The organism is Aurantimonas endophytica (assembly GCF_014196845.1).
In the GTDB taxonomy this organism is placed as follows: Bacteria; Pseudomonadota; Alphaproteobacteria; order Rhizobiales; family Rhizobiaceae; genus Aurantimonas; species Aurantimonas endophytica.
In genome coordinates this window covers 749,980-768,649 of the sequence record NZ_JACIEM010000001.1, presented here as the reverse complement: position 1 = coordinate 768,649, position 18,670 = coordinate 749,980, and the positions used below count along the sequence as shown (strand labels likewise).

At 65.4% G+C, this 18,670-nt stretch carries 19 protein-coding genes and 2 tRNA genes; 19 read left to right on the top strand and 2 right to left on the bottom strand.

Features of this window, described 5'->3' with window-relative positions:
• The first annotated feature begins 85 nt into the window (after nucleotides 1–85).
• Entirely contained in the window at nucleotides 86–364 is a 279-nt protein-coding gene (gene hupB / locus GGR03_RS03845) for a DNA-binding protein HupB (RefSeq protein ID WP_163041863.1), read from the top strand.
• Between the two features lie 149 nt (nucleotides 365–513).
• Here hupB and GGR03_RS03840 read toward each other — a convergent pair.
• A tRNA-Val gene (locus GGR03_RS03840) sits at nucleotides 514–589 on the bottom strand.
• A 288-nt stretch (nucleotides 590–877) separates the two neighbouring features.
• Between GGR03_RS03840 and GGR03_RS03835 the strand changes: the two genes are divergently transcribed.
• Nucleotides 878–954 (top strand) — tRNA-Asp (locus tag GGR03_RS03835).
• Between the two features lie 94 nt (nucleotides 955–1,048).
• Here the strand turns inward: GGR03_RS03835 and GGR03_RS03830 are convergent.
• On the bottom strand, nucleotides 1,049–1,375 hold the full coding sequence (locus tag GGR03_RS03830) for a hypothetical protein (protein WP_183206211.1): 327 nt from the start codon (nucleotides 1,373–1,375) through the stop codon (nucleotides 1,049–1,051).
• 317 nt (nucleotides 1,376–1,692) lie between these two features.
• Between GGR03_RS03830 and GGR03_RS03825 the strand changes: the two genes are divergently transcribed.
• The 17 genes from GGR03_RS03825 (at nucleotide 1,693) to GGR03_RS03745 (ending at nucleotide 18,664) form a co-directional block, all read left to right on the top strand.
• Entirely contained in the window at nucleotides 1,693–2,058 is a 366-nt protein-coding gene (locus GGR03_RS03825) for an NADH-quinone oxidoreductase subunit A (protein ID WP_183206210.1), read from the top strand.
• Nucleotides 2,049–2,636: a NuoB/complex I 20 kDa subunit family protein gene (locus GGR03_RS03820; RefSeq protein WP_163041860.1), complete on the top strand. Its 588-nt coding sequence runs from the start codon at nucleotides 2,049–2,051 to the stop codon at nucleotides 2,634–2,636. The genes GGR03_RS03825 and GGR03_RS03820 overlap by 10 nt, the downstream gene beginning before the upstream one ends.
• 9 nt (nucleotides 2,637–2,645) lie before the next feature.
• A complete protein-coding gene (locus GGR03_RS03815) occupies nucleotides 2,646–3,251 on the top strand; it encodes an NADH-quinone oxidoreductase subunit C (RefSeq protein ID WP_183206209.1) in 606 nt (201 codons plus the stop codon).
• 17 nt (nucleotides 3,252–3,268) lie between these two features.
• Entirely contained in the window at nucleotides 3,269–3,706 is a 438-nt protein-coding gene (locus GGR03_RS03810) for a GFA family protein (protein ID WP_183206208.1), read from the top strand.
• Nucleotides 3,699–4,889 (top strand): NADH-quinone oxidoreductase subunit D, encoded by a 1,191-nt coding sequence (locus GGR03_RS03805; protein WP_183206207.1) that lies wholly within the window; start codon nucleotides 3,699–3,701, stop codon nucleotides 4,887–4,889. The genes GGR03_RS03810 and GGR03_RS03805 overlap by 8 nt, the downstream gene beginning before the upstream one ends.
• A gap of 232 nt (nucleotides 4,890–5,121) precedes the next feature.
• Complete coding sequence (gene nuoE / locus GGR03_RS03800) at nucleotides 5,122–6,612, top strand: NADH-quinone oxidoreductase subunit NuoE (RefSeq protein ID WP_183206206.1); 1,491 nt, start codon at nucleotides 5,122–5,124, stop codon at nucleotides 6,610–6,612.
• 20 nt (nucleotides 6,613–6,632) lie between these two features.
• On the top strand, nucleotides 6,633–7,943 hold the full coding sequence (nuoF, locus tag GGR03_RS03795) for an NADH-quinone oxidoreductase subunit NuoF (RefSeq protein WP_183206205.1): 1,311 nt from the start codon (nucleotides 6,633–6,635) through the stop codon (nucleotides 7,941–7,943).
• Nucleotides 7,944–7,957: 14 nt separating this feature from the next.
• Nucleotides 7,958–10,033, top strand: coding sequence for an NADH-quinone oxidoreductase subunit NuoG (nuoG, locus tag GGR03_RS03790; protein ID WP_183206204.1), 2,076 nt, complete (start codon nucleotides 7,958–7,960; stop codon nucleotides 10,031–10,033).
• A gap of 21 nt (nucleotides 10,034–10,054) precedes the next feature.
• Nucleotides 10,055–11,101, top strand: a complete 1,047-nt coding sequence (nuoH, locus tag GGR03_RS03785; RefSeq protein ID WP_210292032.1) for an NADH-quinone oxidoreductase subunit NuoH — start codon at nucleotides 10,055–10,057, stop codon at nucleotides 11,099–11,101.
• On the top strand, nucleotides 11,098–11,319 hold the full coding sequence (locus GGR03_RS03780; RefSeq protein ID WP_183206202.1) for a hypothetical protein: 222 nt from the start codon (nucleotides 11,098–11,100) through the stop codon (nucleotides 11,317–11,319). The genes nuoH and GGR03_RS03780 overlap by 4 nt, the downstream gene beginning before the upstream one ends.
• Before the next feature lie 4 nt (nucleotides 11,320–11,323).
• Complete coding sequence (gene nuoI / locus GGR03_RS03775; RefSeq protein ID WP_163041851.1) at nucleotides 11,324–11,815, top strand: NADH-quinone oxidoreductase subunit NuoI; 492 nt, start codon at nucleotides 11,324–11,326, stop codon at nucleotides 11,813–11,815.
• Between the two features lie 123 nt (nucleotides 11,816–11,938).
• The gene (locus GGR03_RS03770; RefSeq protein WP_418885040.1) at nucleotides 11,939–12,559 is read left to right on the top strand and encodes an NADH-quinone oxidoreductase subunit J; all 621 of its coding nucleotides are present in this window, start codon (nucleotides 11,939–11,941) and stop codon (nucleotides 12,557–12,559) included.
• 19 nt (nucleotides 12,560–12,578) lie between these two features.
• Nucleotides 12,579–12,887: an NADH-quinone oxidoreductase subunit NuoK gene (gene nuoK / locus GGR03_RS03765; protein WP_183206200.1), complete on the top strand. Its 309-nt coding sequence runs from the start codon at nucleotides 12,579–12,581 to the stop codon at nucleotides 12,885–12,887.
• A gap of 6 nt (nucleotides 12,888–12,893) precedes the next feature.
• Nucleotides 12,894–14,882, top strand: coding sequence for an NADH-quinone oxidoreductase subunit L (nuoL, locus tag GGR03_RS03760; protein WP_183206199.1), 1,989 nt, complete (start codon nucleotides 12,894–12,896; stop codon nucleotides 14,880–14,882).
• A complete protein-coding gene (locus tag GGR03_RS03755; protein ID WP_183206198.1) occupies nucleotides 14,882–16,390 on the top strand; it encodes an NADH-quinone oxidoreductase subunit M in 1,509 nt (502 codons plus the stop codon). The genes nuoL and GGR03_RS03755 overlap by 1 nt, the downstream gene beginning before the upstream one ends.
• A gap of 19 nt (nucleotides 16,391–16,409) precedes the next feature.
• Nucleotides 16,410–17,852, top strand: a complete 1,443-nt coding sequence (gene nuoN / locus GGR03_RS03750; RefSeq protein ID WP_183206197.1) for an NADH-quinone oxidoreductase subunit NuoN — start codon at nucleotides 16,410–16,412, stop codon at nucleotides 17,850–17,852.
• A 2-nt stretch (nucleotides 17,853–17,854) separates the two neighbouring features.
• Nucleotides 17,855–18,664 carry a biotin--[acetyl-CoA-carboxylase] ligase gene (locus GGR03_RS03745; protein ID WP_183206196.1) on the top strand — a complete coding sequence of 270 codons (810 nt, stop codon included), beginning with the start codon at nucleotides 17,855–17,857 and terminating at the stop codon, nucleotides 18,662–18,664.
• The last annotated feature ends 6 nt before the right edge of the window (nucleotides 18,665–18,670 follow it).

Genomic DNA, 18,670 nt, shown 5'->3' with positions numbered 1-18,670 from the left:
GCCGTTGCCGAAGCGTTGACGATCCGCGAAAGTCGACCACCGTGCTCACGGAGTCGTTACGACTTTCGAATCAGGAGGGTATCCAATGAACAAGAACGAACTCGTGTCTGCCGTGGCAGACAAGGCCGAGCTGTCCAAGCAGCAGGCAGGAACGGCCGTGGATGCGATCTTCGAGATCATCCAGGGTGCGATGGCCAAGGGCGACGACATCCGTCTCGTCGGCTTCGGAACGTTTTCCGTCTCGCACCGCGCAGCCTCCAAGGGCCGCAATCCTTCGACCGGCGCCGAAGTCGACATTCCGGCACGCAACGTGCCGAAATTCGCCGCCGGCAAGGGTCTGAAGGACGCCGTCAACAACAAGTAGGCGTCACCGCCTGCAGCGTCGAACGGCCGGGCTTGTCCCGGCCGTTCGCGTTTCTGGGGGTGGAAATGTCTGGAGGCGCGCAGGCCATGAGGACGTGCGTTCGCGAGCGTGCGCCGCGGGATGCGTTCTGATGGCTTCTGCGGTGGGAATGGTGGGCGATGACAGGCTCGAACTGCCGACATCCTCGGTGTAAACGAGGCGCTCTACCAACTGAGCTAATCGCCCGCCGGCTTTCGTCTAGGACTTTGCCAGCCGGCTGGCAAGAGTCGGTGGTAGCGGCGCAGGGCGGCGGAAACGCCTCCGCTCTCGGATCTGCCCTTCGTTCGGCATCGTGATTCGCGCTCGGGCGGTTAAGCCGTCTCAAGCTCGCTCGCAAAAATCGGCGCTTTTCGGCCGTTTGTGACGGGTTGGCGACGGTCTTCCAATTGTGCCGGCATTCTCGCCGGCTTTCGCTTGACAGCCCCCGGGGATGCCCGTAAACGACCGCTCACAAGCCGCCGCAAGCGGTCGAGCGCGGGTGTAGCTCAGTCGGTTAGAGTGCCGGCCTGTCACGCCGGAGGTCGCGGGTTCGAGCCCCGTCACTCGCGCCATTTCTACTTGGCCGATCGGTCATTTTCCCAAACATCATCATCGCAGAAGCGGATCGTGGCGCAGTCGTTGCCTGCGAGGCCCCGTGGCCCGGGTTCAGATGCCCGAGCCCTGCTCCTCCTCGAAGTCGCTTTCCAGCGCCGGATCCGGCCACAGCGGCGCGGCGGCGGTCCCGCGACCGGCCGGCGGCTCGGGGAAGGGCATCCATGCCAGCAGCTCGTCATCCTGATAGGCGACCGGCGAATCGGCGTCGGTGTCCGTCGCCACCCATGCCTTCTCGGGCGCGCCCCGCACGCTGGTCCAGCGCACCGTGTCGACCTCGGCGGGGCCTTGTTCGCCGGCGCGCACCGTCACGAGGATCCGCGCGCCGTCGCGCTGGACACTCGACATGGGCTGCCAGGGGCCGGGTTCATGTTCAACCATGATGCTCTCTCCTCTGCGCGACATCGGTCGCATGCCCGCGCCGCTGGCGGGCGTCCATCGCGAGCCTACCCGAGGCGGCGGCGGAGCGCGACGCCCGGGCATTCGGATGACGCGTTCCCGGCACCGTTTCGGTCTCCCGCGGCTTCTTGCTTCGCTGCGAGGAAGGGGATAGTCCTCGCCGCATTGCGGCAAGTGCCGCCGACATGCTGGTCGTGGACGATCCGAGCACTGGTAGTGATCAGTAGACATGCAAGTGAACCGCGACGATCCGCCCGTTGCGGGTGTTCAGCGGCAACCCAATATGAGGTCCCGAGGCGATGAACGAGCTTCTCGCATCCTACCTGCCGATCGTGATCTTCGTTGGGGTCGCCCTGTTCATCGGTCTGGCGCTGCTGGTCTCGCCGTTCCTGGTGGCGTTCAGGGCGCCGGACGACGAGAAGCTCTCCGCCTACGAATGCGGGTTCGACGCGTTCGACGATTCGCGGATGAAGTTCGACGTCCGGTTCTACCTGGTGTCGATCCTGTTCATCATCTTCGATCTCGAAGTGGCGTTCCTGTTTCCCTGGGCGGCGACCTTCGGGACGCTGGGCTGGTTCGGCTTCTGGTCGATGATGGTATTCCTCGGCGTGCTGACCATCGGCTTCATCTACGAATGGAAGAAAGGCGCGTTGGAATGGGATTGATCAAGGGTTCCGAGCCGCTGCTGCTGCGTTCGCCGGCCGTCGATGCCGGGGCCGCGCCGGCGCGGCCGCTGGCGCCGGCTCCTGCCGACCCCTTCGTCACCGACATCAATGACGAGCTGGCCGACAAGGGCTTCCTCGTCACCTCGACCGACGAGCTGATCCACTGGGCCCGGACTGGGTCGCTGATGTGGATGACGTTCGGTCTCGCCTGCTGCGCCGTCGAGATGATGCAGATGTCGATGCCGCGCTACGACGCCGAGCGCTTCGGCTTCGCGCCGCGCGCCTCGCCGCGCCAGTCCGACGTGATGATCGTCGCCGGCACGCTGACCAACAAGATGGCCCCGGCGCTGCGCAAGGTCTACGACCAGATGCCCGAGCCACGCTACGTCATCTCCATGGGCTCCTGCGCCAATGGCGGCGGCTACTACCACTATTCCTATTCGGTGGTGCGCGGCTGCGACCGGATCGTGCCGGTGGACATCTATGTTCCGGGCTGCCCGCCGACCGCGGAGGCGCTGCTGTATGGCGTGCTGCTGCTGCAGCGCAAGATCAGGCGCACCGGAACGATCGAACGCTGAGCGGGACCCATGCGTGAATTTGCGACCACCGATCTGGCCGACTACGTGGCCGAAACGCTCGGCGAGCACCTGATCGACCGCCGCTTCGCCTTCGGCGAACTGACGCTGACGGTCGCGCCGGAGGCCATCGTGCGGGTGCTGAGCTTCCTGCGCGACGATCCGCAGACGCAGTTCGTCAACCTCGTCGATCTGTGCGGCGTCGACTATCCGGCGCGGGAGAAGCGGTTCGAGGTGGTCTACCATCTCCTGTCGCCGCGCCAGAACCAGCGGGTCCGCGTCAAGATCTCCGCCGGCGAGGACGAGCCGGTGCCGTCGATCTGCGACGTCTATCCCGCCGCCGACTGGTACGAGCGCGAGGCCTACGATTTCTACGGCATCCTCTTCACCGGCCATCCGGACCTGCGGCGGATCCTGACCGACTACGGATTCGAGGGCTATCCGCTGCGCAAGGACTTCCCGCTGACCGGCTTCGTCGAGGTTCATTACGACGACGAGAAGAAGCAGGTGGTCTACGAACCGGTCGATCTGCGGCAGGAATTCCGCAGCTTCGACTTCCTTTCACCCTGGGAGGGGACGGAATACGTCCTTCCGGGCGACGAGAAGGCCAAGCAGTAGGACCGGAGGTGGGCGAGATGACCCGGAAGCGCTTGCAGGCCAGATGCCTCTGCGGCGGCGTCAGGATCGATGCGGATTTCGACGAGGTCGAGATCGGAGCATGCCATTGCGACTCATGCCGGCGGTGGACGGCAGGGCCGTTCCTGACCGTCGACGGAGCCAAGAACGTGGTCCCGGCAGGCGTCGACGCGCTCGGCATCTATCGATCGTCGGATTGGGGCGAGCGCGGCTTCTGCCGCAATTGCGGCACGCCGCTGTTCTGGCGGAGCGTTGACGGCGAGCATTACGCGCTGTCGGCGACTGCCATCGATAACCTCGGCGAGCCGCCTTTCGTCCGCCAGATCTTCGTCGACTCCAAGCCGCACTGGTACGCCTTCGCCAACCAGACCGAGATGATGACCGGCGCCGAATTCTTCGCAAAGGTGGCGCCCACGCAGGAAGAGCCGCATGGCTGAGATCGACGTCCGCAACTTCAACATCAATTTCGGCCCGCAGCATCCGGCCGCGCACGGCGTGCTGCGCCTTGTGCTGGAACTCGATGGCGAAGTGGTGGAGCGGGTGGACCCGCATATCGGCCTCCTGCATCGCGGCACCGAGAAGCTGATCGAGCACAAGACCTATCTGCAGGCGCTGCCGTATTTCGACCGGCTCGACTATGTCGCGCCGATGAACCAGGAGCACGCCTTCTGCCTCGCCATCGAGCGGCTGGTCGGGGTCGACGTGCCGAAGCGCGGCCAGCTGATCCGTGTCCTCTACAGCGAGATCGGGCGGATCCTGTCGCATCTGCTGAACGTGACGACCCAGGCCATGGACGTCGGCGCCCTGACGCCGCCGCTCTGGGGCTTCGAGGAGCGCGAGAAGCTGATGGGCTTTTACGAGCGGGCCTCGGGTTCGCGGCTCCACGCCGCCTATTTCCGTCCGGGCGGCGTCCATCTCGACCTGCCGCCGCAGCTGGTCGACGACATCGGCGCCTGGTGCGACCCGTTCCTCAAGACCTGCGACGACATTGAGGGGCTGCTGACCGAGAACCGCATCTTCAAGCAGCGCAATGTCGACATCGGCGTCGTTACGCTGGAGGACGCCTGGGCGATGGGATTCTCCGGCGTCATGGTGCGCGGCTCGGGCGCAGCCTGGGACTTGCGCAAGTCGCAGCCCTACGAGTGCTACGACGAGATGGATTTCGACATCCCGATCGGCAAGAACGGCGACTGCTACGATCGCTACCTCATCCGCATGGTCGAGATGCGCGAGTCGGTGAAGATCATGAAGCAGTGCGTCGAGCAGCTTCAGGGGGCGCACCGCGTCGGGCCGGTCTCGGCTTCCGAGGGCAAGGTCGTGCCGCCGAGCCGCGCCCACATGAAGCGCTCGATGGAAGCGCTGATCCACCACTTCAAGCTCTATACCGAAGGCTTCCACGTGCCGGCGGGCGAGGTCTATGCGGCCGTCGAGGCGCCGAAAGGTGAATTCGGCGTCTATCTCGTCGCCGACGGTACCAACAAGCCGCATCGCTGCAAGATCAAGGCGCCGGGTTTCGCCCATCTCCAGGCCATGGACTTCCTCTGCAAGGGGCACATGCTGGCGGACGTGTCGGCGATTCTCGGCACGCTCGACATCGTCTTCGGCGAGGTCGACCGCTAGGAGACCGGGAGACCAACTCGAGCTTTTGCGGCGCTGAAGCCGGCGCCGTTTGAAGGTCTTTCCCTGCGTTTCGGGGGGAGATCGGACTGCAACCTGCTGCCATCATCCGAACGCCGAGGCGGCAGGCCATGAGGCCTGTTCGCGCGGCTTTCGGCCACTGGCCTTTTGTCATTCATGTGATAGAACGCGCCGCAACATCGCAATGTTGAACCGGTTCTAAAGTCGAGGTCCGATGTCTGTCAGACGTCTCGCGGAAGATACCGTCCAGCCGGCCGGGTTCGCCTTCTCCGAAGCGAACGCGCGCTGGGCCGAGGCGACGCTCCGTAAATATCCCGAGGGTCGTCAGCAGTCGGCAGTGATCCCGCTCCTGATGCGCGCGCAGGATCAGGATGGCTGGGTCACCAAGGCAGCGATCGAGTACGTCGCCGACATGCTGGGGATGCCGCTGATCCGCGTTCTCGAGGTCGCGACCTTCTACACGCAGTTCCAGCTCAAGCCGGTCGGGAGGCGGGCGCACATCCAGGTTTGTGGCACCACGCCGTGCATGCTGCGCGGCGCCAACGACCTGAAGGATGTCTGCCGCAGCAAGATCCATCCCGAGCCGTTCCACACCAACGCCGACGGGACGCTTTCCTGGGAAGAGGTCGAGTGCCTCGGCGCCTGCGTCAACGCGCCGATGGTCATGGTCTTCCATGACACCTACGAAGACCTGACACCCGAGCGGCTCGAGGAGATCATCGATCTGTTCGAGGCGGGGCGCGGTGCAGAGGTTGCGCCCGGCCCGCAGAACGGCCGCCATCTTTCGGCACCGCTCGGCGGCCTGACCAGCCTCACCGGCGACTATGACGACCTCATCGCCGATGGGGCGACGGCGGGTGCGGGCGGTTCGGAAGCCATCACGCGCGGACCGGCCTCGGGCGCCGCGCCGCAGGGGAGCGGTGCCGGTTCGGCTGTGACGGAGGACGACTCCAAGGCGGGCCGTCCCGACAGCTATGCCGAAGAGACCGATCCGAGCATATCCGCACCTGGCAAGGCCGATGCAGCGAACGACTCGCAGGCTGTCGAGCAGGACGTGACGGACGAACTGGTGGACGAGGCCGGGCGACCGGGTTCCGGCCAGGAGGGCGGCACGGTCGATGCGCGCCCCAGCGACCAGGCGGGTCGCGACGCCGCCGAGGCGGACCAGGTTTCAGGCGACACGCCGGCGGCCGATGCCCCAAAGGGTGGCAATCTGCGTGCCCAGGAAGCGGATGCCGAGGACGCGACGATCGCCGGCAAGTATCGGCCCGAGAAGGCAAGCCCGTCGCGCGATCGTGGCCGCGGCGAGCCGGGGATGGTCGACGGCGTGTCGCTCGATCCTTCCGAGATCGAGGGCGACCGCACGGATACGTCCGACACCTCGCCGGGACCTGTCGCGAAGGATCACTTCGCCAGCCGGGGCGAGGGCGGTGACGCGGCGAAGGAGGCCGGGGAACGGCCCGCCGACCTCCTGCCCGAACCGCGCGGCGACAAAGACGATCTGAAGCGGATCAAGGGCATCGGCCCGGTGATCGAGAACAAGCTCAACGCGCTCGGCGTGTTCCACTACTGGCAGATCGCCGAGTGGCGCGAGGCCGAGCTGGTATGGGTCGACAACTACCTGAACTTCCGGGGCCGCGTCCTGCGCGACCGCTGGATCGACCAGGCGCGCGCGCTGCAGGGCGACGTCGCGGGCCGCGCATGACGCGGGCGAGGAGACGATAGATGCTTCAGGATAAAGACCGCATCTTCACCAACATCTACGGCCTCAGGGACAAGAGCCTGAAGGCCGCGATGAAACGCGGGCATTTCGACGGCACCGCCGATATCATCGGCAAGGGCCGCGACTGGATCATCAACGAGATGAAGGCCTCGGGCCTGCGCGGGCGCGGCGGCGCCGGCTTTCCGACCGGTCTCAAATGGTCCTTCATGCCGAAGGAGGCCGATCCCGCCCGCCCGCATTACCTCGTCATCAACGCCGACGAATCCGAACCCGGGACCTGCAAGGACCGGGAGATCATGCGCAATGACCCGTTCACGCTGATCGAGGGCTGCATCTACGCCGGTTTCTCGATGGCGGCGCACACCTGCTACATCTACGTTCGCGGCGAGTATGTGCGTGAGCGCCAGGCCCTGCAGCAGGCGATCGACGAGTGCTACGAGGCAGGCCTGCTCGGTCGCGACAACAAATGCGGCTGGGACTACGACATCATCGTGCACCACGGCGCCGGCGCCTATATCTGCGGCGAGGAGACCGCCCTTCTCGAAAGCCTCGAGGGCAAGAAGGGCCAGCCGCGGCTGAAGCCGCCGTTCCCTGCGAATGTCGGCCTCTATGGCTGCCCGACGACGGTCAACAACGTCGAATCGATCGCGGTCGCGCCGACCATCCTGCGCCGCGGCGGTGCCTGGTTCGCCGGCATCGGTCGCCAGAACAACACCGGCACCAAGCTCTTCTGCATCTCCGGCCATGTCGAGCGGCCCTGCACGGTGGAAGAGGCCATGGGCGTCTCCTTCCGCGAGCTGATCGAAAAGCATTGCGGCGGCATTCGCGGCGGCTGGGATAATCTCCTGGCGGTCATTCCCGGCGGCTCCTCGGTGCCGCTGGTGCCGGCGGCCGACATCATCGATGCACCGATGGATTTCGACGGGCTGCGTGACATCAAGACGTCGCTCGGCACCGCCGCGGTGATCGTCATGGATCAGTCGACGGACATCGTCCGGGCGATCTCGCGGCTTTCGTATTTCTACAAGCATGAGAGCTGCGGCCAGTGCACGCCGTGCCGCGAGGGCACCGGCTGGATGTGGCGGGTGATGGAGCGGCTGGCGACGGGCAACGCGCAGAAGCGCGAAATCGACATGCTGCTGGACGTGACCAAGCAGGTGGAAGGCCACACGATCTGCGCCCTCGGCGACGCGGCCGCCTGGCCGATCCAGGGCCTGGTGCGGCACTTCCGCGCCGAGATCGAGCGGCGGATCGACGAGTTCACGCGCAACGCGGATGCCGACCGCCGGCCCGTGCTCGAAGCGGCCGAATAGGCAGGATCTGGCAGATGACGAAGCTGAGAGTCGACAATATCGAGGTCGAGGTACCCGATCATTTCACGCTGCTGCAGGCTTGCGAGGCTGCCGGCGCCGAGATCCCGCGCTTCTGCTTCCACGAGCGGCTGTCGATCGCCGGCAATTGCCGGATGTGCCTCGTCGAGGTGAAGGGTGGACCGCCGAAGCCGGCGGCGTCCTGCGCCATGGGTGTGCGCGACCTGCGGCCGGGGCCGAACGGCGAGCTGCCGGAAGTCTTCACCACCACGCCGATGGTCAAGAAGGCCCGCGAGGGCGTGCTCGAGTTCCTGCTGATCAACCATCCGCTGGATTGTCCGATCTGCGACCAGGGCGGCGAGTGCGACCTGCAGGACCAGGCGATGGCGTTCGGCGTCGATCGCTCGCGCTACCAGGAGAACAAGCGCGCGGTCGAGGACAAATACATCGGTCCGCTGGTCAAGACGATCATGACCCGGTGCATCCACTGCACCCGCTGCGTGCGCTTCACTACCGAAGTCGCCGGCATTTCCGAGCTCGGCCTCGTCGGCCGCGGCGAGGACGCGGAGATCACCACCTTCCTCGAGCAGGCGATGACCTCCGAGCTGCAGGGCAACGTCATCGACCTCTGCCCGGTCGGCGCGCTGACCTCGCGGCCCTACGCCTTCCAGGCGCGGCCGTGGGAGCTGTCGAAGACCGAGACCGTCGACGTGATGGATGCGGTCGGCTCGGCGATTCGGGTGGACACGCGCGGCCGCGAGGTGATGCGGATCCTGCCGCGGACCAATGACGAGATCAACGAGGAGTGGATCTCCGACAAGACACGCTTCGTTTGGGACGGCCTGCGCACCCAGCGCCTCGACCAGCCCTACGTCCGCCAGGACGGGCGGCTGCGTCCGGCCAGCTGGGCGGAAGCGTTTGCCGCCATCAAGGCGCGGGTCGAGGGTGTCGACGGCAGCCGGATCGGTGCCATCGCCGGCGACCTCGCCGCCGTCGAGGAAATGTGGGCGCTGAAGCGGCTGATGGCCGAACTCGGCTCGACCAGCCTCGACTGCCGGCAGGACGGCGCGCAGCTCGATCCCGCCAACGGCCGCGCTTCGTATCTCTTCAACACCACCATCGCCGGCATCGAGGATGCCGATGCGCTGCTGATCATCGGCGCGAATCCACGCTTCGAAGCCTCGGTGCTCAACGCCCGGATCCGCAAGCGCTGGCGGCTGGGCGGCTTCCCGATCGGGGTGATCGGCGAGGCGATCGACCTTCGCTACGACACCACCTATCTCGGCGCTGGCAGTGACACGCTCTTAGACATCGAAGGAGCCAGCAAGGGCTTCTTCGACGCGCTGATGGCCGCCGAACGGCCGATGATCATCCTCGGCCAGGGCCCGCTCGCCGGGCGTGACGGTGCCGGCGTCCTCGCCGCGGTCGCTGCGCTCGCCCGCCAGGTCGGCGCGGTCAGTGAGGGCTGGAACGGCTTCAACGTCCTGCACACTGCGGCTTCGCGCGTCGGCGGGCTCGATATCGGCTTCGTGCCGGGCGGGGCCGGGCAGGATTTCGCCGCCATGGCGTCCGGTGGCGTCGATGTGCTGTTCAATCTGGGCGCCGACGAGGTCGACGTCTCGGCGGGACCGTTCGTCGTCTATATCGGCACACATGGCGACCGCGGCGCACACCGCGCCGACGTAATCCTGCCGGGCGCGGCCTACACGGAGAAATCCGGTACCTGGATCAACGTCGAGGGCAGGGCGCAGATCGGCAGCCGGGCGTCCTTCCCCCCGGGAGATGCGCGGGAGGACTGGGCGATCCTGCGGGCCCTGTCGGCGGTGCTGGGACGCACGCTGCCCTTCGATTCCCTTGCGGCGCTGCGGCGGGACTTGTATCAGTCGCACCCGTGGATGCAGTCCGATTTCATCGAGCCGTCGGACCCTTCGGGCATCCTGGCGCTCGCCGATCGGGCAACCACGCTCTCGGGTCTCTCCTTCTCCTCGCCCATCGGCGATTTCTACCTGACCAATCCGATCGCTCGCGCCTCGAAGGTGATGGCCGAATGTTCGCAGCTCGCGCATGACGCGCAGCTCGAAGCCGCAGAGTAAGGGACGGCGACCGTGGCAGACATGTTTTCCCTCTACGTCATCCCGGGCCTGATCATCCTGGCGCAGAGCGTCCTGTTCCTGGTCGTCCTCCTCGTCCTGATCGCCTATATCCTGCTCGCCGATCGCAAGATCTGGGCGGCGGTTCAGCTACGCCGGGGTCCCAATGTCGTCGGGCCCTGGGGCCTCTTCCAGTCCTTCGCCGACCTTCTGAAGTTCGTGCTGAAGGAGCCGGTGATCCCGGCGAGCGCCGACAAGATCGTCTTCCTGCTGGCCCCGCTGGTGGCGGTGACGCTGGCGCTGGCGACCTTCGCGGTGGTGCCGGTCGCCGACGGCTGGGTGATCGCCGACATCAATCTCGGCATCCTTTACGTCTTCGCCATCTCCTCGCTCGAGGTCTATGGCGTGATCATGGGCGGCTGGGCGTCGAACTCGAAATACGCCTTTCTCGGCGCGCTGCGCTCGGCGGCGCAGATGGTGTCCTACGAGGTCTCGATCGGCTTCGTCATCGTCACCGTGCTGCTCTGCGTCGGGTCGCTCAACCTGACCGACATCGTGCTGGCGCAGCAGACCGGCATCGGCACCATGGTCGGCCTGCCGGGCACGTTCCTCGACTGGCACTGGCTCGGCCTGTTCCCGATGTTCATCGTGTTCTTCATCTCGGCGCTGGCCGAGACGAACCGGCCGCCCTTCGACCTGCCGGAGGCCGAATCCGAGCTCGTTGCCGGCTTCATGGTCGAGTATGGCTCGACCCCGTACATGATGTTCATGCTCGGCGAGTACGCGGCCATCACCCTGATGTGCTGCCTGATGACCATCCTGTTCATGGGCGGCTGGCTTCCACCCTTCAACTTCGCACCGTTCACCTGGGTGCCGGGCGTCATCTGGTTCCTCGCCAAGGTCGCGCTGTGCTTCTTCATGTTCGCGATGGTGAAGGCCTTCGTGCCGCGCTACCGCTATGACCAGCTGATGCGGCTCGGCTGGAAGGTGTTCCTGCCCATCTCGCTGGCGATGGTGGTGATCGTCGCCTTCGTGCTGCAGTTCATGGGCTGGGGCCCGGTGGGCGCATGAGCGATCCGGCTGTCATCGGCGCATTGGTGGGTCTTGTGATCGGCGTCGCGGACTTCTTCGTCCTCGGCTACATGCGGGACATGATGGCGCGTCGGCGCTCGTCGGAGCCGGTCGGCCCCAGCCTGGCGCTGAACGTGGCGCGATATTCGCAGCTGTTACTTTTTCCCATCGTCGGCTGGTTCGTCGGACCGGTCGTTGCCTCGAGCTTGGGAGGCTAGGTTCATGAACGCCATCGCCCAGACCGTCCGGTCGTTGTTCCTCGTCGAGTTCGTGAAGGCCTTCGGCCTGTCGATGCGGTATTTCTTCGCGCCCAAGGCGACCGTGAACTACCCGTTCGAGAAGAACCCGGTCAGCCCGCGCTTTCGCGGCGAGCACGCGCTGCGGCGCTATCCGAACGGTCAGGAGCGCTGCATCGCCTGCAAGCTCTGCGAGGCGATATGCCCCGCCCAGGCGATCACCATCGAGGCCGGGCCCCGCCGCAACGACGGAACGCGCCGGACGGTGCGCTACGACATCGACATGGTGAAGTGCATCTATTGCGGCTTCTGCCAGGAGGCGTGCCCGGTCGACGCGATCGTCGAGGGGCCGAATTTCGAGTTCGCCACCGAGACCCGGGAGGAGCTCTACTACGACAAGGAACGGCTGCTCGCCAACGGCGATCGCTGGGAGCGGGAACTCGCCCGCAACATTGCGCTCGACGCGCCTTACCGCTAATCGGCGGGGGCGTTTCCGCCCCGGCCGGTCACCCGAATCTGCCTGCGGAACCCGTTTCCGCTAGCACCGACTTCCGAGAAGGCGGCCCGAGGGCGGCCTGGCAGCACCACCACAAGGAGCCCGATCATGCTGGGCCTTCCGGCACTGTTCTTCTACGTCTTCGCGCTGATCGCGATCGGTGCCGCGCTGATGGTCGTGTTCGCGCGCAATCCGGTGCACTCGGTGCTGTTCCTGATCCTCACGTTCGTCGCAGCTGCCGGCCTGTTCCTGCTCGTCGGGGCGGAGTTCCTGGCGCTGATCCTCATCGTCGTCTATGTCGGCGCCGTCGCGATCCTGTTCCTGTTCGTGGTGATGATGCTCGATCTCGATTTCGGTCGGATGAAGCAGGGTGCGCTGAAATACGCGCCGATCGGGGCGATCATCGGCATGGTGCTTCTGGCGCAGCTCATCATCGCGGTAACCGGCAGCTACTACGATCCCGCGCTCTCCGCGGCGACGGCGATGCCGATGCTGCCGGTGGCCGAGATGTCGAACATCGAGCAGATCGGGACCGTGCTCTACACGCGCTACGTGCTGTTTTTCCAGCTGGCCGGGTTGATCCTCTTCGTCGCGATGATCGGAGCTATCGTCCTGACGCTTCGCCACAAGGAAGGGCTGAAGCGCCAGTCGATCCCCACGCAGGTCGCGCGCAATCCGGCAACCGCCATCGAGATCCGCAAGGTCGAGAGCGGCGAGGGTATCTGAGAGCGAAGGAATCAGGGCAATGGAAGTCGGTCTCGGACACTATCTCACAGTCGGCGCGATCCTGTTCGTCACGGGCGTCTTCGGCATCTTCATGAACCGCAAGAACATCATCACGATCCTGATGTCGGTCGAGCTGATCCTGTTGTCGGTGAACATCAATTTCGTGGCGTTCTCCGCCTTCCTCAACGATCTCGTCGGACAGGTCTTCGCCCTCTTCGTGCTGACCGTCGCAGCCGCTGAGGCGGCGATCGGGCTTGCCATCCTCGTGGTCTTCTTCCGTATTCGCGGCTCGATCGCCGTCGACGACGTCAACACGATGAAAGGCTGATCGAGCGTGTATCAGATCATCGTCCTGCTGCCGCTCGCCGGCTTCCTGGTCGCCGGGCTGTTCGGCAACGCCATCGGGGCCAAGGCCGCCGAATACATCACCTCGGCGTTCCTGATCGTCGCGGCGGCGCTGTCCTGGTTCGCCTTCATCACCTTCGGTTTCGGCGAGGGCGAGACGCTTCGCGTCACGTTGCTGACCTGGATGCAATCCGGGGGTCTCGATATCGCCTGGTCGCTCCGTATCGACCGGCTGACGCTCGTCATGCTGGTGGTCGTGAACACCGTCTCGGCCTTGGTGCACGTCTACTCGATCGGCTACATGCACCACGACCCGCATCGGCCGCGTTTTTTCGCCTATCTGTCGCTGTTCACCTTCGCCATGCTGATGCTGGTGACGTCGAACAACCTCGTGCAGATGTTCTTCGGCTGGGAAGGCGTGGGCCTCGCGTCCTATCTGCTGATCGGCTTCTGGTACAAGAAGCCCTCGGCCAATGCCGCCGCGATGAAGGCCTTCATCGTCAACCGGGTCGGTGACTTCGGCTTCATCCTCGGCATTTTCGGCGTCTACGTCCTGTTCGGCTCGGTCAATCTCGACACGATCTTCGCGGGCGCGGCCGACCTGATGGCCCAGATGGGCGGGGAGGGTGCGGAAGCCGCCACGGCGGTCGGCGAGCCGGTGCTCAGCTTTGCCGGCTACGCGCTCGGCATGGGCGCGGCGCTGACGACCGTCTGCCTGCTGCTGTTCATGGGCGCCATGGGCAAGTCGGCGCAGCTCGGCCTCCACACCTGGCTGCCCGACGCGATGGAAGGCCCGACCCCGGTCTCGGCGCTCATCCATGCGGCGACGATGGTCACCGCCGGCGTCTTCCTCGTCGCGCGCATGTCGCCGCTGTTCGAGCTCAGCCACACGGCGCTGACCGTCGTCACCTTCGTGGGGGCCACCACGGCGATCTTCGCCGCCACCGTCGGGCTCGTGCAGAACGACATCAAGCGCGTCATTGCGTATTCGACCTGTTCGCAGCTCGGCTACATGTTCGTCGCCCTCGGTGTCGGCGCCTACAGCGTCGCGATCTTCCATCTCTTCACCCACGCTTTCTTCAAGGCGCTGCTGTTCCTCGGCGCGGGCTCGGTCATCCATGCCGTTTCCGACGAACAGGACATGCGCCGCATGGGCGGGCTGCGGAAGCACATCCCGAAGACCTACTGGATGATGGTGATCGGGACGCTGGCGCTGACGGGCTTTCCGTACACTGCGGGCTATTTCTCCAAGGACGCCGTGATCGAGGCGGCCTTCGTCGGGCATAACAGCATGGCCATGTATGGCTGGGGCCTGACCGTGCTCGCCGCGCTTCTGACCAGCTTCTATTCCTGGCGGCTTATCTTCATGACGTTCCACGGCAAGCCGCGGGCATCGGCCGACGTCATGCACCACATTCATGAATCTCCGCCGGTCATGCTTGTGCCGCTCTACGTGCTCGCCGTCGGGGCGCTCCTGGCCGGCATCGTCTTTGCCGACTTCTTCATCGATGGTGGCTACGACGCCTTCTGGCGCAGTGCCCTGTTCACCGGGCCGGAGAACCACGTTCTCCACGACATGCACGAGATCCCGTTCGCGATCGTCTTCCTGCCGACCGTGATGATGGCTCTCGGCTTCGTCCTCGCGTGGCTGTTCTACATCCGCTCGCCGGAGCGGCCGCGGCAGCTCGCTGAACGCCATCACGGCCTCTACCGGTTCCTGCTCAACAAGTGGTATTTCGACGAGCTCTACAACTTCCTGTTCGTCCGACCGGCGATCGCGTTCGGCCGTATCCTCTGGCGGGTCGGTGACGGGCGGATCATCGACGGGCTCGGGCCGGACGGCGTTTCGGCACGGGTGCTCGACGTCACCAATCGCGTGGTGCGGCTGCAGACCGGCTACCTCTACCACTATGCCTTCGCGATGCTGATCGGCGTTGCAGCGCTGGTCACCTGGACGATGCTCGGGGGAGCCAATTGATGACCGACTGGCCGATCCTCTCGACCGTCACGTTCCTGCCGCTGGTCGGGGCGCTGCTGATCCTGTTCATCCGCGACGACAATGATCTGGCGCGGCGGAACATCCGCGCGGTGGCGCTGTGGACGACCGCGTTCACCTTCATCCTGTCGCTGTGGATCTGGGTGGATTTCGACCCGACCGTCGCCGGCTTCCAGATGGTCGAGCAGGCCGACTGGCTGGGCGGCGGCATCACCTATCACATGGGCGTCGACGGCATTTCGATGCTGTTCGTCATTCTGACGACGTTCCTGATGCCGATCTGCATTCTCGCCAGCTACGAGTCGGTGCAGTTCCGGGTGAAGGAGTACATGATCGCGTTCCTCGTCCTGGAGACGCTGGTCATCGGCGTCTTCTGCGCGCTCGATCTCGTGCTGTTCTACGTCTTCTTCGAGGGCGGCCTGATCCCGATGTTCCTTATCATCGGCGTGTGGGGCGGCAAGCGGCGGATCTACGCCAGCTACAAGTTCTTCCTCTACACCTTCCTCGGCTCGGTGCTGATGCTGGTCGCCATCATGGCGATGTACTGGGATGCCGGCACAACCTCGATCCCGGATCTCCTGGCGCATGACTTCCCGGCGTCGATGCAGCCCTGGCTGTGGTTCGCCTTCTTTGCCTCCTTCGCGGTGAAGATGCCGATGTGGCCGGTGCACACCTGGCTTCCCGACGCGCACGTGGAGGCGCCGACGGCGGGTTCGGTCATCCTCGCGGGCATCCTTCTGAAGCTGGGCGGTTACGGCTTCCTGCGCTTCTCGCTGCCGATGTTCCCGCTTGCGTCCGCCGACTTCGCGCCGCTGGTGTTCACCCTGTCGGTCGTCGCGATCATCTACACCTCGCTGGTCGCGTTGGTGCAGACGGACATCAAGAAGCTCATCGCCTATTCGTCCGTCGCGCATATGGGCTTCGTGACGATGGGCATCTTCGCCGCCAACCAGCAGGGCGTCGAAGGCGCGATTTTCCAGATGCTGTCGCACGGCCTGGTCTCGGGCGCGCTGTTCCTGTGTGTCGGCGTCATCTACGACCGCATGCACACGCGGGAAATCGCCGCTTATGGCGGGCTGGTCAGCCGCATGCCGAACTACGCGGTGGTGATGCTGATCTTCACCATGGCCAATGTCGGCCTGCCGGGCACCAGCGGCTTCGTCGGCGAGTTCCTGACGCTGATCGGCGTGTTCCAGGTAAATTCCTGGGTCGCGATCTTCGCGGCGACTGGCGTGATCCTGTCGGCCGCCTACGCGCTCTGGCTCTATCGCCGGGTGATCTACGGCGTGCTCGAGAAGGAGAGCCTGCGCTCGATCCTCGACCTGTCGCGGCGCGAGAAGCTTCTCCTCTATCCGCTGGTGATCCTGATCATCTTCTTCGGCGTCTATCCGATGCCGGTCTTCAACGTGACAGCCGTCTCCGTCGAGAACCTCGTCAGCGGCTACACGGCAGCGCTCGAAGCCGCCTCGGCGGTCGCTCGGGCACAGTAACAGCGGGAACGGAACGCCTATGCTTTCGGACATGTTGGCCACGAGCCTTCCGATCGTCGCGCCCGAGCTGATCATGGCGGTCGGCGCTATGCTGCTGCTGATGTACGGCGTCTTCGCCGGAGAGCGCAGTGCCCAGACCGTCACCGGCCTTTCGGTGGCACTGATCATCATAGCCGGCCTGTGGCTGGTGCTGGTCACGCCACTCGGCACGGCGTTCGGCGGATCCTTCATCCTCGATCCGTTCGCCGTGTTCATGAAGGTGCTGGTGCTAATCGGCGCGGCGGCGGCCGTGGTGATGTCGGTGGGCTTTGCCGAGAGCGAGCGCTTCAACCGCTTCGAATTCCCGGTGCTGATCGTCCTGTCGACCACCGGCATGATGATGATGGTCTCGGCCGGGGACATGATCGGCCTCTATCTCGGGCTCGAGCTGCAGTCGCTGGCGATCTACGTGCTCGCCGCGATCAACCGCGATTCCGTCCGTTCCACGGAGGCGGGCCTCAAATATTTCGTCCTCGGCGCACTGTCCTCGGGCATGCTGCTCTACGGCGCATCGCTGATCTACGGCTTTACGGGCCAGATCGAATTCCAGGCGATCGCCGCGTCGGTCGCGCTCGGCGAACGCTCGCTCGGCGTCATCATCGGCCTGGTCTTCGTCCTCGCCGGCCTCGCCTTCAAGATCTCCGCCGTGCCGTTCCATATGTGGACCCCGGACGTCTACGAGGGTGCCCCGACGCCGATCACGGCCTTCATGGCCGGGGCGCCGAAGGTCGCCGCGATGGCCATCCTCACCCGCTTCACGGTGCAGGGCTTCCAGCCGCTTTCCGTCGACTGGCAGCAGGTGCTGGTTTTCATCTCGATCGCCTCGATGGCGTTCGGTGCGTTCGCGGCGATTGGTCAGCGCAACATCAAGCGGCTGATGGCCTATTCGTCGATCAGCCATATGGGCTACGCGCTGGTCGGCCTGTCCGCCGCGACGGCCGAGGGCGTGCGCGGCGTGCTGCTCTACATGGCTATCTACCTGGCCATGACGCTCGGCAGCTTCGCGGTCATCCTTGCCATGCGCCGCAGGGACGGCATGGTCGAGGACATCGACGACCTGGCTGGCCTGTCGAAGACCAACCCCGCCATGGCGCTGTTCCTGACCATCCTGATGCTGTCGCTCGCCGGCCTGCCGCCGCTGGCCGGATTCTTCGCCAAGTACTTCGTCTTCATGGCGGCGGTCGAGGCGGGGCTCTATGCGCTCGCCGTGATCGGTGTCCTCGCGAGCGTCGTGGGCCTCTATTACTACCTGCGGATCGTCAAGGTGATGTGGTTCGACGACGCCTCGGAGGATTTCGTCCCGATGGCGATGGAACTGCGGGTCGTGCTCGGTGTCTCGGCGCTGTTCATCTTCCCGGTCTATCTGCTCGTCGGCGGCCCGATCTTCGCGGCGGCCGAGGCCGCCGCCCGGACCTTCTTCTAGGGGTGGCCGCGGCGTCTTCAGGGCTGCGGCGGCTGGCGCTGGGCGAGGTCACCTCGACCAACAGCATCGCGCTCGAAGCGGCGCGATCAGGCGATCCCGGCCCGCTCTGGGTGACGGCGGAACGGCAATCCGCCGGGCGGGGCAGGCGGGGACGTAGCTGGGCCTCCGAAAGAGGCAACCTCTACGCCAGCCTGCTGACCATCGATCCGGCACCACTGGAGCATTTGTCCAAGCTGCCGCTCGTCGCCTCGCTCGGGATTCGCGACGGGCTGGCGCGGCTTTTGCCGGACCGGTCGGCTGTCGCGGTGAAATGGCCGAACGACGTGCTGATCGGTGGCGCCAAGGCGGTCGGTATCCTGCTGGAGAGCGAACGGCTGCCCGATGGTCGAATGGCGGTGGTGATTGGTTGCGGGGTCAACGTTTCACTGATACCCGGTGAGGCTCCCTATCCGGTCACCAGCCTGGCGCGGGAAGGGGCTCCCGATCTTGCGCTCGATACCGTCTTCGGCGCCGTGGCCGGAGGTCTCGCCGACGCGCTTTCACGCTTTGATCGCGGACGTGGCTTCGATGCCGTTCGGCGGGAATGGCTGGGTGTCGCGGTTGGCGTGGGCGCCGATTGCCGTGTCGCCATGGCGGACCGGACGCTGACTGGGCGGTTCGAGGCGCTCGACGAGGACGGACGGCTGATCCTCCTGCGCGATGATGCGACCCGCACGGCGATTTCCGCCGGCGACCTTTTCTTTCTGGAGGCAGACGCCCGAAAGGCGCCCTCCGATTTTGCGGCTCCTGCCGCCACGACGAATTTGGACTGAGAACGA